11 protein-coding genes and 3 pseudogenes are annotated in these 13428 nt (G+C 66.7%); 8 read left to right on the forward strand and 6 right to left on the reverse strand.

Going from position 1 to position 13428, the window contains the following annotated elements:
- Nucleotides 1–43: 43 nt before the first annotated feature.
- Nucleotides 44–712: a thermonuclease family protein gene (locus AUC69_RS04995; protein ID WP_141700594.1), complete on the reverse strand. Its 669-nt coding sequence runs from the start codon at nucleotides 710–712 to the stop codon at nucleotides 44–46.
- Nucleotides 712–1519 (reverse strand): annotated as a pseudogene (locus AUC69_RS05000) (lytic murein transglycosylase). Before AUC69_RS05000 ends, AUC69_RS04995 begins: the two are co-directional and overlap by 1 nt.
- A gap of 821 nt (nucleotides 1520–2340) precedes the next feature.
- Between AUC69_RS05000 and AUC69_RS18295 the strand changes: the two are divergent.
- The 7 genes and pseudogenes from AUC69_RS18295 to AUC69_RS18305 all read left to right on the forward strand — a co-directional run bounded on the left by AUC69_RS18295 (nucleotide 2341) and on the right by AUC69_RS18305 (nucleotide 7071).
- Complete coding sequence (locus AUC69_RS18295; protein WP_069441177.1) at nucleotides 2341–3114, forward strand: biosynthetic peptidoglycan transglycosylase; 774 nt, start codon at nucleotides 2341–2343, stop codon at nucleotides 3112–3114.
- Between the two features lie 203 nt (nucleotides 3115–3317).
- The gene (locus AUC69_RS05015; RefSeq protein ID WP_280136620.1) at nucleotides 3318–4325 is read left to right on the forward strand and encodes a transglycosylase domain-containing protein; all 1008 of its coding nucleotides are present in this window, start codon (nucleotides 3318–3320) and stop codon (nucleotides 4323–4325) included.
- 67 nt (nucleotides 4326–4392) lie between these two features.
- Nucleotides 4393–4611 carry a hypothetical protein gene (locus AUC69_RS05020; RefSeq protein ID WP_069441179.1) on the forward strand — a complete coding sequence of 73 codons (219 nt, stop codon included), beginning with the start codon at nucleotides 4393–4395 and terminating at the stop codon, nucleotides 4609–4611.
- Between the two features lie 123 nt (nucleotides 4612–4734).
- Complete coding sequence (locus AUC69_RS05025) at nucleotides 4735–5028, forward strand: ElaB/YgaM/YqjD family protein (protein WP_204377267.1); 294 nt, start codon at nucleotides 4735–4737, stop codon at nucleotides 5026–5028.
- A 33-nt stretch (nucleotides 5029–5061) separates the two neighbouring features.
- Entirely contained in the window at nucleotides 5062–5358 is a 297-nt protein-coding gene (locus AUC69_RS05030) for a hypothetical protein (protein WP_244500097.1), read from the forward strand.
- Nucleotides 5359–5605: 247 nt separating this feature from the next.
- Nucleotides 5606–6298: pseudogene (locus AUC69_RS18300) on the forward strand (CreA family protein); the annotation flags it as partial.
- On the forward strand, nucleotides 6268–7071 hold the full coding sequence (locus AUC69_RS18305; protein WP_244500098.1) for a putative zinc-binding metallopeptidase: 804 nt from the start codon (nucleotides 6268–6270) through the stop codon (nucleotides 7069–7071). The pseudogene AUC69_RS18300 and the gene AUC69_RS18305, both read left to right, overlap by 31 nt.
- 6 nt (nucleotides 7072–7077) lie before the next feature.
- Here the strand turns inward: AUC69_RS18305 and AUC69_RS05040 are convergent, their stop codons facing one another.
- The 3 genes from AUC69_RS05040 to AUC69_RS16065 all read right to left on the reverse strand — a co-directional run bounded on the left by AUC69_RS05040 (nucleotide 7078) and on the right by AUC69_RS16065 (nucleotide 10497).
- The gene (locus tag AUC69_RS05040; RefSeq protein WP_069441182.1) at nucleotides 7078–7461 is read right to left on the reverse strand and encodes a phasin family protein; all 384 of its coding nucleotides are present in this window, start codon (nucleotides 7459–7461) and stop codon (nucleotides 7078–7080) included.
- 101 nt (nucleotides 7462–7562) lie between these two features.
- Nucleotides 7563–9467 (reverse strand): hypothetical protein, encoded by a 1905-nt coding sequence (locus tag AUC69_RS16060; RefSeq protein WP_158008021.1) that lies wholly within the window; start codon nucleotides 9465–9467, stop codon nucleotides 7563–7565.
- Nucleotides 9349–10497, reverse strand: coding sequence for a hypothetical protein (locus tag AUC69_RS16065; protein WP_141700597.1), 1149 nt, complete (start codon nucleotides 10495–10497; stop codon nucleotides 9349–9351). The genes AUC69_RS16060 and AUC69_RS16065 overlap by 119 nt, the downstream gene beginning before the upstream one ends.
- Nucleotides 10498–10803: 306 nt before the next feature.
- Here AUC69_RS16065 and AUC69_RS19265 point away from each other — a divergent pair.
- Nucleotides 10804–12446 (forward strand): annotated as a pseudogene (locus tag AUC69_RS19265) (OPT/YSL family transporter).
- On the opposite strand, the gene trxB reads toward AUC69_RS19265, so the two are convergent.
- Complete coding sequence (gene trxB / locus AUC69_RS05055; protein ID WP_069441183.1) at nucleotides 12447–13421, reverse strand: thioredoxin-disulfide reductase; 975 nt, start codon at nucleotides 13419–13421, stop codon at nucleotides 12447–12449.
- Nucleotides 13422–13428 lie beyond the last annotated feature (7 nt).

Here is a 13428-nt window from a genome sequence, read left to right on the forward strand (position 1 = left end):
TCTGTACGCGTTCGGGTTCGCGTTGCCTCCCTCAGGAATTCAATCACACACGCCGATGGGTGGGAAGCGGGGGCGGAGAGCCCTTGGAAATGGGGCCTTTTGGACTGGCGCTAGTTGCGCGGATTTGCCTGGCGCCATTCGGACGGCCGCTGGAAGGTGCCGCGCCAGATGCCACGCTTCTCGGTGCGGGCCTCTGCTTCCGCACTGGCATAGGGGTAGCCGTATTTCCGACCGAGATCGATGGCGTAGCTTCGCGCACCATCGCCTCGCCGAGATCCGGCACGCCTTCGGCGCTGCACACCGCCACGTTGCGGCCGTAGCGGTCGGCGTTGCGGACGTCACAGGCGACGTTGCCGCCCTTGATGAGCTTGGTGAGCTTGACCTTGGCGGCGCGGCCGCACAGCCAGTCCTTGCCGTTCACCTCCTCGCAAGACTGGTGCAGCTCCGGCGCGTCGATGCCGAAGATGCGGTACTCCTCGCCGTTGCCGGCGCGCAGACTGTCGCCGTCGATGGAGACGATCTCGGCGTCGGGGCCAAAGGGCTCCGGCTGAACCGTGCAGTAGCGCTCGATGAGAAGCACGAGGGCGAGCACCAGGATCAGCGCGATGATCTTGCCGAGGCCGTTGATCATGGCGCGCCGCGTCATGGGCGTCCGCGTTGCGGTCGTGGACGATGTGCGGCCCGAGCGTCGAGAGGGCTTGCGACCCGCCATCAGCCGCCGTCGATTTGCCGGCCGATAATGGCGATGGACTGCTGATAGACCCCAGCGGCGTTCCAGCCTTGGATGGCGACGTAGCTCGGCTGGCCCGGCTGATAGCCGGCGCCCGGCACCCAGCCGTGACCGCGCAGGAAGTTCGCCGTTGAGGCCAGCGCGTCGCCTGGAGTTGAGATCGATGCGGCCGTTGCCGTCGCCGTCGACGCCGTAGAGCAGGATGGATTTGGGCAGGAACTGGGTCTGGCCCACCTCGCCGTGCATGGCGCCGCGCTGGCCGGGGCTCAGCACGCCACGGTCGATGAGCTGGAGCGCGGCATAGAGATGGCCGGTGAAATACTCGGTACGGCGGCAGTCATATGCCAGCGTGGCGACGGCCGAGATCGTGTTCTGGTTGCCCATGAAGCTGCCGAAGCCGGTCTCCATGCCCCAGATGGCAAGCAGCGGCCCTGGCGGCACGCCGTAGCGCTTCTCGATCGAAGCGAGCAGGGCGGCATTGGCCGCCTTCATCTTCTTGCCGCGGGAAGCGATGGCCGGCCCGCCCCGCTTGGCCATGAACTGATCGAGGCTGAGCTTGAAGCTCTTCTGGCCGCGGTCGGCGCGGATGGTGCCCACGGAATAGGTGGTGCCCATCAGGGCGCTGATACCGCGCTGGCCGATGCCGTTGGCTTTCGCTTCCTGGGCGAAGGTCCGCTTCCAGCGCTCGAAGCCGGCCGAGTTGTTGCCGCATTGGGCGGCCAGGGCCGGGGCGGCGGAGAGGAGAATGAGAAGGCTTGCGGCGGCGAACGCCGCCAGCCTGGTCCGCAAGACACACAAGACTTGGGTCTGCGCTTTGAGGATTTGCGCCATAAGGGCCTTCCGATTGTGGGAGGCCCGGGCCGCCAACGAGCGCCGAACCGCCATCCTTGAGATGTTTCTCGCCTTGGCTGGCGCCTCTCTGGGCCGGCCAGACCTCGAACGCTTCCGCGCCCTTAGAGCCTGTCCGTCCCTCAAGGACGCGCGTCGTTTTCCCCGCTAACGCCTTTGTAGCGTGAGGATTCGTGGCTTGGCAATCCGCTTAGACGGGGCGGGAAGGGAGCCCTTTGCGGAACGGTTTCCCGGTTTGTCGGGTTATTCCCGGGAGATGAATGTCATTACCAGATATGCCGCGGTCTCCGCGATCCTTCTCGGCGCTACCGGCGCCGTTGGTGCCCTTGGCTTCGCGGCCGCGAGCGATCTGTTCGCCCCCTCGTCGCCGCAACGGGCCGTCGCCGCTTCGTCCGCCGAGACGAACGGGCAGACCGGCGAGCGGCCGACGTCCAGCCTTCTCGGCGCCAAGCTCAGCATGTGGCCGAGGGCGGCATCGATGCGAACCAAAAAGGTCCATGGGTTGAGGTTGTCGACGCGGTCAACATGCGCAAAGGTCCGTCCAGCGCCAATGCCGTCATCAAGGTCCAACTTGCTGGCGCCAGGTTGCGCGTGGCGTCCCGCGACGGTGTGTGGGTCGAAGTCGTAGAACCGAAACCGGCGACACGGGCTGGGTGTTTGGGAAATTCGTCAAACATATCGATTCGATTTCGCGCCGTGCCGACGCCGGCGAGACGGCCATTCGTTAGCGGCGCCGTGTCTTCTTCCCGACGAGCGCCGTCATGACGATCGCGCGGCGGCTGCGCTTCGCCGGACGGCTCAGCGCCGCCGCCCTTTCGAGCCTTATCACCGCTTTCGTGGTCACCGGCGGGTTGATCGCCGTGCCCTATCTCATGCTGGCCTCGCCGGTGGGCGAGTACTCGCTCGCGGCGCTCGAGCCGGCCAGCCAGCGCACGCTGGTTCTCCACGGCAAGAACGGGCAGCCTTTCGCGCGGCGCGGGGGCTGTGTCGCCGAGCCGGTCTCGCTCTCCGAGGTGCCGCAGCATTTCGTAGACGCGCTGCTGTCGATGGAGGACCGCCGCTTCTACTACCATCTCGGGGTCGACCCGATCGGCCTCGCACGCGCCATGCTGGAGAACCGCGCGGCGGGACGCGTGGTGCAGGGCGGCAGCACGATCACGCAGCAGCTGGTGAAATACTCCCTGCTGTCGGCGGACCGCACCATGGCGCGCAAGAAGAAGGAAGCGTGGCTTGCCTTGGCGCTGGAGCTTCGCTTGAGCAAGGACGAAATCCTCGAGCGCTATCTGAGCAGCACATATTTCGGACAAGGGTGCTACGGCTTGCGCGCGGCGGCGAAGCAATATTTCGCGACGTCCGTGCCCGAGCTCACCGTGCCGCAATCCGCCTATCTCGTGCCTTGCTCAAATCGCCGACGTCGCTCGCCGCCAATCCCGAGGCGGCCGCGGCCCGGGGCAATGCGGTGCTCAACGCGATGGTCAGCAACGGCAAGCTGGCGGCGAAGCGGCGCGAAGGCGTCGAGCCCGCCACGCCGCTGAGCAAGGCCACCGAATCCATCGGCAGCTACTATGCGGACTGGGTTGCGAAGACCATCGACGTGCCCCGCTCGGGCGACTATTCGCCCTTGCCGGTCTACACCTCGTTCGACCCGGCCCCACAGCGCCTCGCGGAAGAGGCCGTCGAGAAAGTTCTCGCCAGGCAAGGCAAGGCCCGGCGCGCAAGCCAGGCTGCCATGGTCGTGATGCGGCCGGACGGCCGCGTGCTCGCCATGGTCGGCGGGCGGGACCACGACGAGAGCCAGTTCAACCGCGCGGTACAGTCGCTGCGGCAGCCGGGCTCGTCGTTCAAGCTGTTCGTCTATCTGGCGGCGCTGCGGGGCGGCCTCACGCCCAACAGCACGGTCGTCGACCGGCCGATCTCCGTCGGCGGCTACGAGCCCAAGAATTTCGGGCATCGCTATCGCGGCGCGATGCGTCTGCGCAGCGCCTTCGCCTCGTCCATCAACACGGTGGCGGTGCAGCTTTCCGAAGCGGTGCGCCGCAAGCCGGTGATCAAGGCGGCGCGCGACCTCGGCATCACCACGCCGCTCAAGGCGCGGCCGAGCCTGGCGCTCGGCGCCTTCGAGGTGACGCTGCTCGAGCTGACATCCGCCTATGCCGCGGTGAACGCGGGCGCCTACCCCGTCAAGCCATGGGCGATCACGGGTTTCGAGGACGCTGATACGAACGGCGCGCCGCCCAAGAAGGCGGGGCTGTGGCGGCTGACGGAGCAGAAGCATCTGCTGACGCTGCTCCGCGGCACGGTCGAGCGCGGCTCCGGGCGCGGGGCGCGCCTGCCGATCCGTGCCTACGGCAAGACGGGCACGAGCCAGGACTATCGGGATGCATGGTTCATGGGCTTCGCCGGCAATCTCGTCGTCGGCGTATGGGTCGGCAATGACGACTCTTCGCCGATGAACCGTGTCACGGGCGGCAGCCTGCCGGCCGAGATCTGGGCGACGTTCATGCGCGAGGCGATCAAGTCCGACGAGGACTTCAAGCGCAAGCTGCAGAAGGTCGCCGCGTTCCGCGCCAAGACCCGCAAGAAGGACCGCTCGGTCAAGCTCGCTGCGAGCAAGCTCGAGGCGAAACCGGAGAGGAAGGGGCGTAAGCCCAAGGGCTTTCGTGGGGAGGACCTGGACTTCTTCCGGGATAACCGGCCGCCGCGCAATCGGGACCGCCGCGGGCTGTTCGGCGGGCTGTTCCGCTAGGCCGGCGGCTTCTCGGGAGCCGCCTTTACCCTCAGCCAAATCCACGCGAATCATGGCAAAATAGGCCATGGTCCAAACCCGCTCCCGGCTCGCCACCGAGCGCATGCATGTCAGCGTCGTCCGCGTCGAGCGGCGGCCCAAGCCGTCGCGTGTCAAATCCTCGCGCGTCAAGTTCTGCGCGCTGGAGGGCGATCTGCGCGTGGAGATCGAGGCCGACAGCGAGGACGATGCGCGGCTCCTCTGCCAAGAGGCCGGCCTGGACTTCATCGGCCTGTGTGACGACTGAAGCGCCGGCCGTCCTTCTGTTCCGCGGATGCCGGCCTTCGCCCGGAACATTCTCCCGAAGATGGGCGTTTTCTCCGTAACCGGTGCCGCGCCTTGCTGGCCCCGCGAACAGGAGGACAGTGAGATGACGACCCCCCGTGACGTTTACCGTGATGCCGCAAATTCACAGGCTGGACGCGACGCCGCCGCCGCCGCGCGCGATGCGGCCGCCACCGCCCGGTCCGTGAAGGACGACGTCGGCGAGTTCGCCGCCAATGTGTCCGACAAGGCCGGCGAGCATCTGGGCCGTGCCCAGGACATGGCCGTGGATGCTTACGACGAGGTGTATCACTATGCCCGCCGCAACCCGCTTGCCGCGATCGGCATCGCGCTAGGTGTGGGTTTCCTGTTCGGCGCGCTCACGACGGCTAGGCGCTGACCGAAATCTGTGGCTTACTGTGGCAATCCGGCCGTGCCATCGCGCGGCCGGATTTTTGCTGCGGGGAACGACATGTACAAAGCCTGGATGGATCTTGCCTTCGCGTCGGCACAGCTATGGCGCGAAGCGCAGGAAGTCATGATGCTGCGCACCATGAAGATTGCGCTCGGCGATGCCGCCAGCCATCGCGAGGCGCAGCGGATGGTGATGGAGAAGGGCTTTGCGCTCGCCGAGGCCATGGGAACGCTCGCCATGGGCGGCTCGATGCACAAGGTCGTGGGCCGGTACCGCAGCCAAGTCCGGGCCAATAAGCGCCGGCTCACCCGCTAACCTTACCGTCGGCATTGCTCACTTGGTCCGCGCTCAAGCCGCGCGGAGCGCGGTGGCGCGAGCGACAACCTCGCCTCTGGTACGGGTGCGAAGCGAACCTTACCTTTCCCTCGCGCGTTGTCTTTGCACCTGACGTCCCCGCCTCAAGAGGCCATCTGAAAATGCGAATCCTCTCCGCCGCTTGCCGGTCCGTGTTGCTGCCCGCCGCGATTTTGCTGCTGATGCTGGCGCCGGCGCGCGCGACGATATGGACTGCGTGTCGACCACGTTCCGCATGCTGTCGCCCAACGACAAGGTGTGCATCAGCGAGTTCGACGATCCGAAGGTGCCCGGCGTCACCTGCTATATCTCCCAGGCGCGCAAAGGCGGCTGGGGCCAGCCGCTCGGCCTGAACGAGGACCCGTCCAACTTCTCGGTGACGTGCCGTCAAATGGGGCCGGTGACGGTGGACCTCAAAACGCTGCCGGAACGTGAGGAAGCCTTCAGCGAGAAGACCAGCATCTTCTTCAAGAAGACCCGCATCTATCGGATCCCCGACCTGAAGCGGAACGCGCTGGTCTATCTTGCCATCAGCGCCAAGATCATCGACGGCTCGCCGGCCAACGCCATCAGCGCGGTGCCGATCATCCTTGGCCGTCCGAGTAAAGGCGAGACGCGGACCATGCGGACCTTCTCCTGCATATGCGGGCAAACGCTGTTCTTCGAGAACGTGGCTTGCGAGGCCTGTGGCCGCGAGGTCGGGTGGTGCCCGTCCTGCCGCACCATCGCCGCGCTCGAGCCGCTCGGCGACGGGACCTATCGCTGCGCCAATGGGACGTGTGGCGCGGTGCTCGTCAAATGCGCCAACTATACCGTGGAGAATGTCTGCAACCGCTGTCTGCCCGTGGGCGATGCGGTCAATGGCGGCCTATGCGACGCTTGCCGGTTCAACCGCACCATCCCGGATCTGTCGCTTCCGGGAACCGCGAGCGCTGGGCCGAGCTCGAGGCGGCCAAGCGCCGATTGTTCTACACTCTCGACTTTCTCGGGCTGCCCTATGGATCGGCGGCGGACGGGTTCTCGCCGCCGCTCGCCTTCGACTTCAAGGCGGACACGATTCCGGAGGAGGGGTTCTGGCGCTGGATGGGCCAGGGCGAGCGCGTCTATACGGGGCACGCCGACGGCACGATCACCATCAATATCCGCGAGGCGGACAGCGTCGAGCGGGAGAAGCTCCGTGTCGATCTCGGCGAGGCGCACCGCACGCTGATCGGACATTTCCGCCACGAGATCGGCCACTATTACTGGGACCTGCTGGTGCGCGGGCAGCACGAGGACGGCTTCAAGGCCCTGTTCGGCGATCACGAGGACCCGCCTTACCAAGACGCCATGGCGCGCCATTACGGCGAGGGGCCGCCGCCTGACTGGAGGGACCGCTTCGTCAGCGCCTACGCCACCATGCATCCGTGGGAGGACTGGGCGGAGACCTTCGCGCTCTATCTCGACATCACCAGCGTGCTCGATACCGCCGTCAACATGGGGCTGATCGGGCCGGTCGATTTCAGCGACCTGCAAGCCATGGTCGGCCGCTATCGCCAGCTCGGGCTCGTGCTCAATGAGCTCAACCGGGAGATGGGCCTGATCGACGTGGTGCCCGAGGTGCTGCATGCGGCCGTGGTGGAGAAGCTGGGCTTCGTCCACACGCTGGTCCGTCAGCAGGCGCCGGGCGGCTAGCCGGGATCAGAATTTCGGCGGCTTGGTCTGCATGTTGCGGAAGGCGTCGGCCATGAGCCAGGAGAGCTGCTGGGCCTGGATGCCGAAGGTCTGCATCTGGGTCTGCACATAGCGGCTCTGGAGGGTCACCACCTCCTGCATGTCCTTGGCCTTGGCGATCTCGCTGGCCAGCGAGAAGGACCGCTCGGCGTTCTCCTTGGCAAAGGCGATGGCCCGCTCTTGCAGGGCCTTGAAGTTCCCGGCCTCGGGGCCGCCGGTCGTGGACCAGGCATTCATGGCTTGGCTCATGAACTCCATGAACTGGCCATAGGCGACGCGGGCTTGCTCGACATTCTTCTCGGCAAGATTGCGCATCTCTGGTGGAATTTCGAATGTAGGATTCTCAGCCATGGATTCCCCTTAAGCCCGGTTTTCTCAGCTGCGGGCGAGCCGCCTCGGTCGTCGCTCCAGATTACGCATTTATCGCCCGGGACGCTATCGGCGCTGGGCGGTCAAGGCACGCTCGCTCTGGCGGTCTGGCCCACCTTGAGCTTCCAGTTCTCGATAGGGCCAGGGCCAGTATCGAGCTTGCCGGCCAGGTAATAGAGCCGTCTGGTATCTTCGCTCTTAGCAGTACAGAAGCGATCCTGCAGGAAAAAGGGCGGAATGGCCTGATAGTAAAGAGTTGCGCGGACCTCGGCAGGCTCGCCGGGGATGTCGGCTAAGGGGATTCGGTAGAGAATCGCGTCCTCGCCGTCGCCCCCGGCTTTGCCATAGTCGGGGTCGCCGCCGGTGCCGACCGGGGCGACCTCCTCGGCGAGGTCCGGCTTGGCGCCCAGCGCCGTGGCGATCGCGACGCGCTCGTCGTGCCCCAGGAAGCCGTGGGGCAGGAGCCGGTTGTCCTTCACCTTGGCGCAGATGGAGAGGAAGCTTGAGGTGAGCGGCGCTTCGGGCTCGGCGCCGAGGCCGCAATGCGGGGTGTCCGTATCGGCGGGGCCGGCGGCGAGCTCCTGATAGATCTGCGCTTGGCTCTGCTTGCCGATGACCTGGTAATGGGGCTGATGGGCCCGGGCGCCGGGGTCGATGCGCGCGCCGCAGTTTGGCGTCCACCATGTCTCGCCGGCGATCGCCGCTCCGGTCTCGTCGACGATCACGCCGGTTTTGTTCGTGCGCCCCGAAGCCCACAGCACTTGGCCGAGCTTGTCGCGTACCTCGAAGGCGATGAAGGCGCGGCGGAAGGCGACGCCGGAGGGGAATTTGTGGCCCGCCTTGTTGGCGACCTTGACCTCGGCGGTCAGCGTGTCGCCGTCGCGCGTCACCGCGCCGACATCGATCGCGGCGGCGCGCGCGGCCTGCTCGAGCATGGCGCGCTCGGTCGCGATCAACGGGTCGACCCCGCGCCGCGACGGCAGCATCGGGTCTTCCGTGCGGATGCCCAGCACTTCGGGGAATTGCTGCGCCATCTTGGTGAGGTAGAGATTGAGCCCGACCAGCGTGTGCTTGGCGAAGCCTTCGCGTGGCTCCAGGTCGATGTCTTCCGGCGGCAGGGTGTACTCGGCCTGCGGGAAGGACGTGTATTCCTGGATGGTGGCGATCTTGCTGCGGTAGGGCTTGCCGCGCGCATCGGTCTTGGGCATGTGGCAGCCCTGGCAGGATTGCGCCTTGGCGCCGGCGCCCCCCGGCAGCGCACCGTCGACGGTCTTGCCGGTGCGGTAGCCGGAGAAGGCCCATTCCGGATAGGTCGCCTGCTCGTAGGTATGGCCGATGATCTCGCCGCGGTGGAGCACGGGCAGATGGACGGTGTGGCAGCTCGCGCAGATCTCCGAGCTCTTCACATGCTCGCTATGGGCGGCGGCGAGGCCGGTCGCATGCTCCATGGGCTTCTTCTTCGGGTCCTTAAAGGGGCCGAAGATCTCCCCGGGATCGGCCATCAGGAAATTGCCGGTGAAGGTCTTGGCGAGGCCGCTATGCCCCGGATTGGTGACCTGCTGCCGCGCTTTCACGCAGGCGTTTTGCCGCGCGTCCGCGACCTTCTCCGAGGCGTCCTTGCCGACCACCATGCCGTGGCAGGTGGTGCAGGAGACGCCGTCGCGCCCGAGTGCCGCGTAATGGGCGAGCCCGGCGGTCGGGTTGCCGGCCGGGTAGGGGACGGCATTGAGTGCGTCGCGGGCGAGCGGCACGCACTGCCCGGACTCTGCGTTCTTGTCGATGGCGTGCTGCCGATGGCCCTGCACCGCATGGCAGCTCATGCAGGTGTCCTCGATGAGCGTCTTGGCCTCCGGGTGGAAGGTCTCGATCTCACTTGCGAGTTGAGCGAAGAAAATGGGGTCGCGACCGCTCATGCCCATGGGCGATTTCCGCCAGGTGCCGTAGGGCGAGATATTGGTCAGCTTCGGTTCGGGCGCCGGCTCGGTCATGTGGAATTGCAGGCCGGTGCCGCCGGCGCTGTGGCAGCCGAGGCACTGATCCGAGGTGACGAAGCGCGATGCCGCGGGTGGGCTTGCCCGCGGGGAACCACACATGATCGTAGGTCTCCGACGGTAGCTTGGCGACCGCGGTCTCCGATGACGGCGCGCCGGCGAGCAGCTGGAAGATCTCCGAGAACTCGTTGCTATAGGGTTTCCGGCTGCGCATGCGGCGGTTGACGGCGGTGGTGGCACGCTCCACCTCGACCTCCTCGGTGGCAACGTCCTCGTGATGGGTGTGGAACTCAGGCTGGATGACGCTTCCGCCCTTGCGTTGGCCGAGGCGCGTCTCGCCGCCCTTGAAGTGGTCCTCCAGAAAGAAGTCCTGGCTGAGAAAGGTGATCGGCTCGCCGGGCTCGCCCTTGATGTTGCGCAGCGAGGCGAAGGTCTGGTTGCCGCGCGCCGATGCGTGGCAATTGGTGCAGTAAAGACCGAAGCCGGTATTGGGGTAGCCGTTGGCGGAATTGGCGGGCCAGGTCGGCGCCCAGTCGCCTTTGCCCCAGCCGAACCAGCCCCAGAACCAGCCGTCATAGGAGGCCTTGGCGTCGCGTACCATGATGGCGCCGCCATTCTCCGGGAACAGATGGATCAGGGGGGCGTCCTTGCAATGGGAGGTGGGCGGCGGGAACATCTCCTTGACCATGATGGCGCCATCGGGGACCGGCGCCTCGGACACGGGCGCGCGCTCGTCGCCTTCCGCGCGGTTGGCCTTGAGCCATGCCACCATGTCGGGCGAGTACCAGACGACGGCCGGCGCGTGGGTGCCGTGATACGCGCCCGTCCACTTGCCGTTGTGGAACACGCCGACGAAGGGGCCGGTGTCGCGCATATGTTTGTCGCTCTTCCAGCCCGACGCCTCGCGGCGATGACAATAGTTGCGCAGGAAGGCGGCGAGCTTCGCCTCGTATTGATCGTGGGGAAGCGCGCTCGGCTTGCGCACCGCCGCTTCGAGCTGATCGCAAAGTGCCTCGTCGGCCGGCACCAAAGGCTCGCCCCGCTCAACGGGGCAGGTCGGGGCGGCCAGCGCGCTGCCGCAGGACAAAAGGGCCAGGCATGCGGCTCTCGACAATTTACGCAGTGCGGAAATCAAGTCGGGCACCAATCCTTCGACGGGGGTGAGGAGCATAGGTGGCCCCGGCGCGGCGGGTCAAATTAACGTCTTACCTGGCGGATCAAGGGTTGGTGAAGCTCCGGGTTCGTGGCACGAAGCGCTGACATGGCGCTTCTCGACGATTCCACGGCGCGCGCCGACGCGCGCGAGCTGACGCCCCGCGCGCTCGCCACCGGCATGATCCTCGGCGCGTTGCTCGCCCCCTGCAATGTCTATTCAGGGCTCAAGATCGGCTGGTCGTTCAACATGTCGATCACGGCGTTGCTGCTCGCCTTCGCCTTTTGGGTGCCGGTAACGCGCTTGTTCGGGCTGGCGCCGTGGGGCGTGCTCGAGAGCAACATCAACCAGACGGCGGCGTCGTCGGCGGCCTCGATCATCTCCAGCGGCTCGTGGCGCCGATCCCCGCGCTCGCCATCATGACCGGCGGTAATCTGCCGTGGCCGACGCTGGCCGCCTGGGTGTTCGCGGTAAGCTTTCTCGGCATCTGGGTCGGCTGGTATTTGCGGCAGCGCCTCATCATCCAGTCGGACCTCGTGTTCCCCGCCGGCATGGCGACGGCGGAGACCATGCGCGACATGTTCAGCCACGGCCGCGAGGCGATGAAGCGCGTCGGCGTGCTGATGTCGAGTTTGACCGGCGCCGTGCTGTTCAACCTCATCGACGATGTGCTGTGGCAAATCCCACGCCTCGCGCCGTCGCTCACGGCCAAGAAGCTGACGCTCGCCTTCGACCCGTCGCTGCTCCTGCTCGGCTTCGGCAGCATCATCGGCTTGCGGGCCGGGCTGGGGCTGCTCGCCGGCGCACTCATCGCCTGGGGCGTGATCGGGCCTGCATTGATCGCCCGCGGCATCGTCGACGTGGCGGGCAGTCCCGACGATTGGTTTCAGCCGCTGGTCGGCTGGCTGCTGTGGCCGGGCGTCACCATGATGGTGGCCGCGAGTCTTACCAGCTTCGCCGCGGCACTCCTCGGCACGTGGCACGGACCGCGCCGCGAGGCCGACAGGCTGCCGCTCGAGCCCGGCTCGTTCACACGGCTCGGCGGGTTCGCCTTGGCGGCAGCCCTTACCGTGGTGCTCCAGATCGCGCTGTTCGATATCCACTGGACCATGGCTTTGGTCGCCATTCCCATGGCCTTCGTGCTGGCCACGGTCGCCGCGCGGGTGGTCGGCGAGACCTCGGTCGCGCCGATCGGCGCCATCGGCAAGGTGTCGCAACTCGCCTTCGGGGCCATGGCGCCGGGACAGCCCATCACCAATCTGATGACGGCCAATGTCGCCGGCGGCGCCGCCGGTCAGAGCGCCGATCTTCTCAACGACTTTCGCGCGGGCCACGAGGTGGGCGCGAGCCCGGCGCGCCAAGTGGCGGCGCAATGCGGCGGCGTCGTCATCGGCAGCCTCGCCGGCAGCCTCGTCTATCTCCTGCTGATCACCGATCCCGCGACCCAGCTGCTGACGCCGGAATGGCCGGCGCCCGCCGTGGCCACCTGGAAAGCGGTGGCGGAGACCTTGAGCGTCGGGCTCTCGGGCATTCCGCGGTCGGCGCTCGTGGCCATGGCCATTGCTGGGGTCTTAGGTGTGGTGCTGGCGCTCATCGAGCGGCGCATCACCGGGCATCGCTTGTTGCTGGTGCCGAGCGGCGCCACGCTGGGGCTGGCCTTCGTCATCCCGGCCGGCACGTCGATCACGTTGTTCCTCGGGGCGGCGCTTGCGAGCCTGCTGCATTGGCTGGCGCCGGGCTGGTCGGCGCGCTTCCTACTGAGCGCGGCCGCCGGCCTCGTGGCGGGCGAAAGCCTTTACGGGGTCGTCGCCGTCCTGTTCTGATTATTCGGCGGCTTCGCTGGGGGTCGCTTCAGTGTGTGCGCCGATGCCGGCCAAATGCCGCTCCACATCGAGCGCCGCCATGCAGCCCATCCCCGCCGCGGTGACCGCCTGACGGTAGACGTCGTCGGCGACATCGCCCGCGGCGAACACGCCGTTCACGCTGGTCGCCGTGGAGCCCGGCTTGGTCTTGATATAGCCGCCCTGCTTCAGCTCGATCTGGTCCTTGAACAGCTCGGTCTGCGGCGAATGGCCGATGGCGATGAAGACGCCGTCGATGGGCACCGTGGTCTCTTCGCCGGTTTGTGTGTTCTTGAGTGTGGCGGCGGTGACGCCGAGCGGATCGTCGTCGCCTAAGACCGCCGCCAGCTGATGGTTCCACATCACGTTGATCTTGGGATGATCGAACAGGCGCCGTTGTAGGATCTTCTCGGCGCGCAGCTCGCCGCGGCGATGCACCAGGGTCACCTTTTCGGCGAGATTGGACAGGTACAGCGCTTCCTCAACGGCGGTGTTGCCGCCGCCCACCACGATGACGTTCTTGCCGCGATAGAAGAAGCCGTCGCAGGTGGCGCAGGCCGACACGCCGTAGCCCTGGAACTTCTGCTCCGAGGGGAGGCCGAGCCAGCGCGCCTTGGCGCCCGTGGCGATGATCAACGTGTCGGCGGTGTAGTCGACGCCGCTATCGCCCTTGAGCCGGAAGGGCCGCTGCTTGAGGTCGGCCTCGACGATCGTGTCGGCGATAATCTCCGTGCCCACATGCTCGGCCTGCTCGCGCATCTGATCCATGAGCACGGGCTGGATCACGGCGGCGAAGCCGGGATAGTTCTCGACGTCGGTGGTGATGGTCATCTGACCGCCGGGCTGAATGCCCTCGATGAGGAGCGGCTCCAGCATGGCGCGCGCAGCGTAGATGCCGGCCGTGTAGCCGGCAGGACCGGCGCCGATGATGATCACCTTGGCGTGACGGGAACCCATGAAAATT

It is taken from the genome of Methyloceanibacter superfactus, from assembly GCF_001723305.1.
In the GTDB taxonomy this organism is placed as follows: Bacteria; Pseudomonadota; Alphaproteobacteria; order Rhizobiales; family Methyloligellaceae; genus Methyloceanibacter; species Methyloceanibacter superfactus.

Excerpts from the sequence above, each read along its gene's own strand:
- AUC69_RS05020 (WP_069441179.1), top strand. The coding sequence starts at position 4,393 with ATGGTCCAAACCCGCTCCCGGCTCGCCACCGAGCGCATGCATGTCAGC.
- AUC69_RS18295 (WP_069441177.1), top strand. The coding sequence starts at position 2,341 with ATGACGATCGCGCGGCGGCTGCGCTTCGCCGGACGGCTCAGCGCCGCC.
- trxB (WP_069441183.1), bottom strand. The coding sequence starts at position 13,421 with ATGGGTTCCCGTCACGCCAAGGTGATCATCATCGGCGCCGGTCCTGCC.
- AUC69_RS05025 (WP_204377267.1), top strand. The coding sequence starts at position 4,735 with ATGACGACCCCCCGTGACGTTTACCGTGATGCCGCAAATTCACAGGCT.
- AUC69_RS16060 (WP_158008021.1), bottom strand. The coding sequence starts at position 9,467 with ATGACCGAGCCGGCGCCCGAACCGAAGCTGACCAATATCTCGCCCTAC.
- AUC69_RS05015 (WP_280136620.1), top strand. The coding sequence starts at position 3,318 with ATGCGGCCGGACGGCCGCGTGCTCGCCATGGTCGGCGGGCGGGACCAC.
- AUC69_RS04995 (WP_141700594.1), bottom strand. The coding sequence starts at position 712 with ATGGCGGGTCGCAAGCCCTCTCGACGCTCGGGCCGCACATCGTCCACG.
- AUC69_RS05040 (WP_069441182.1), bottom strand. The coding sequence starts at position 7,461 with ATGGCTGAGAATCCTACATTCGAAATTCCACCAGAGATGCGCAATCTT.
- AUC69_RS18305 (WP_244500098.1), top strand. The coding sequence starts at position 6,268 with ATGCGACGCTTGCCGGTTCAACCGCACCATCCCGGATCTGTCGCTTCC.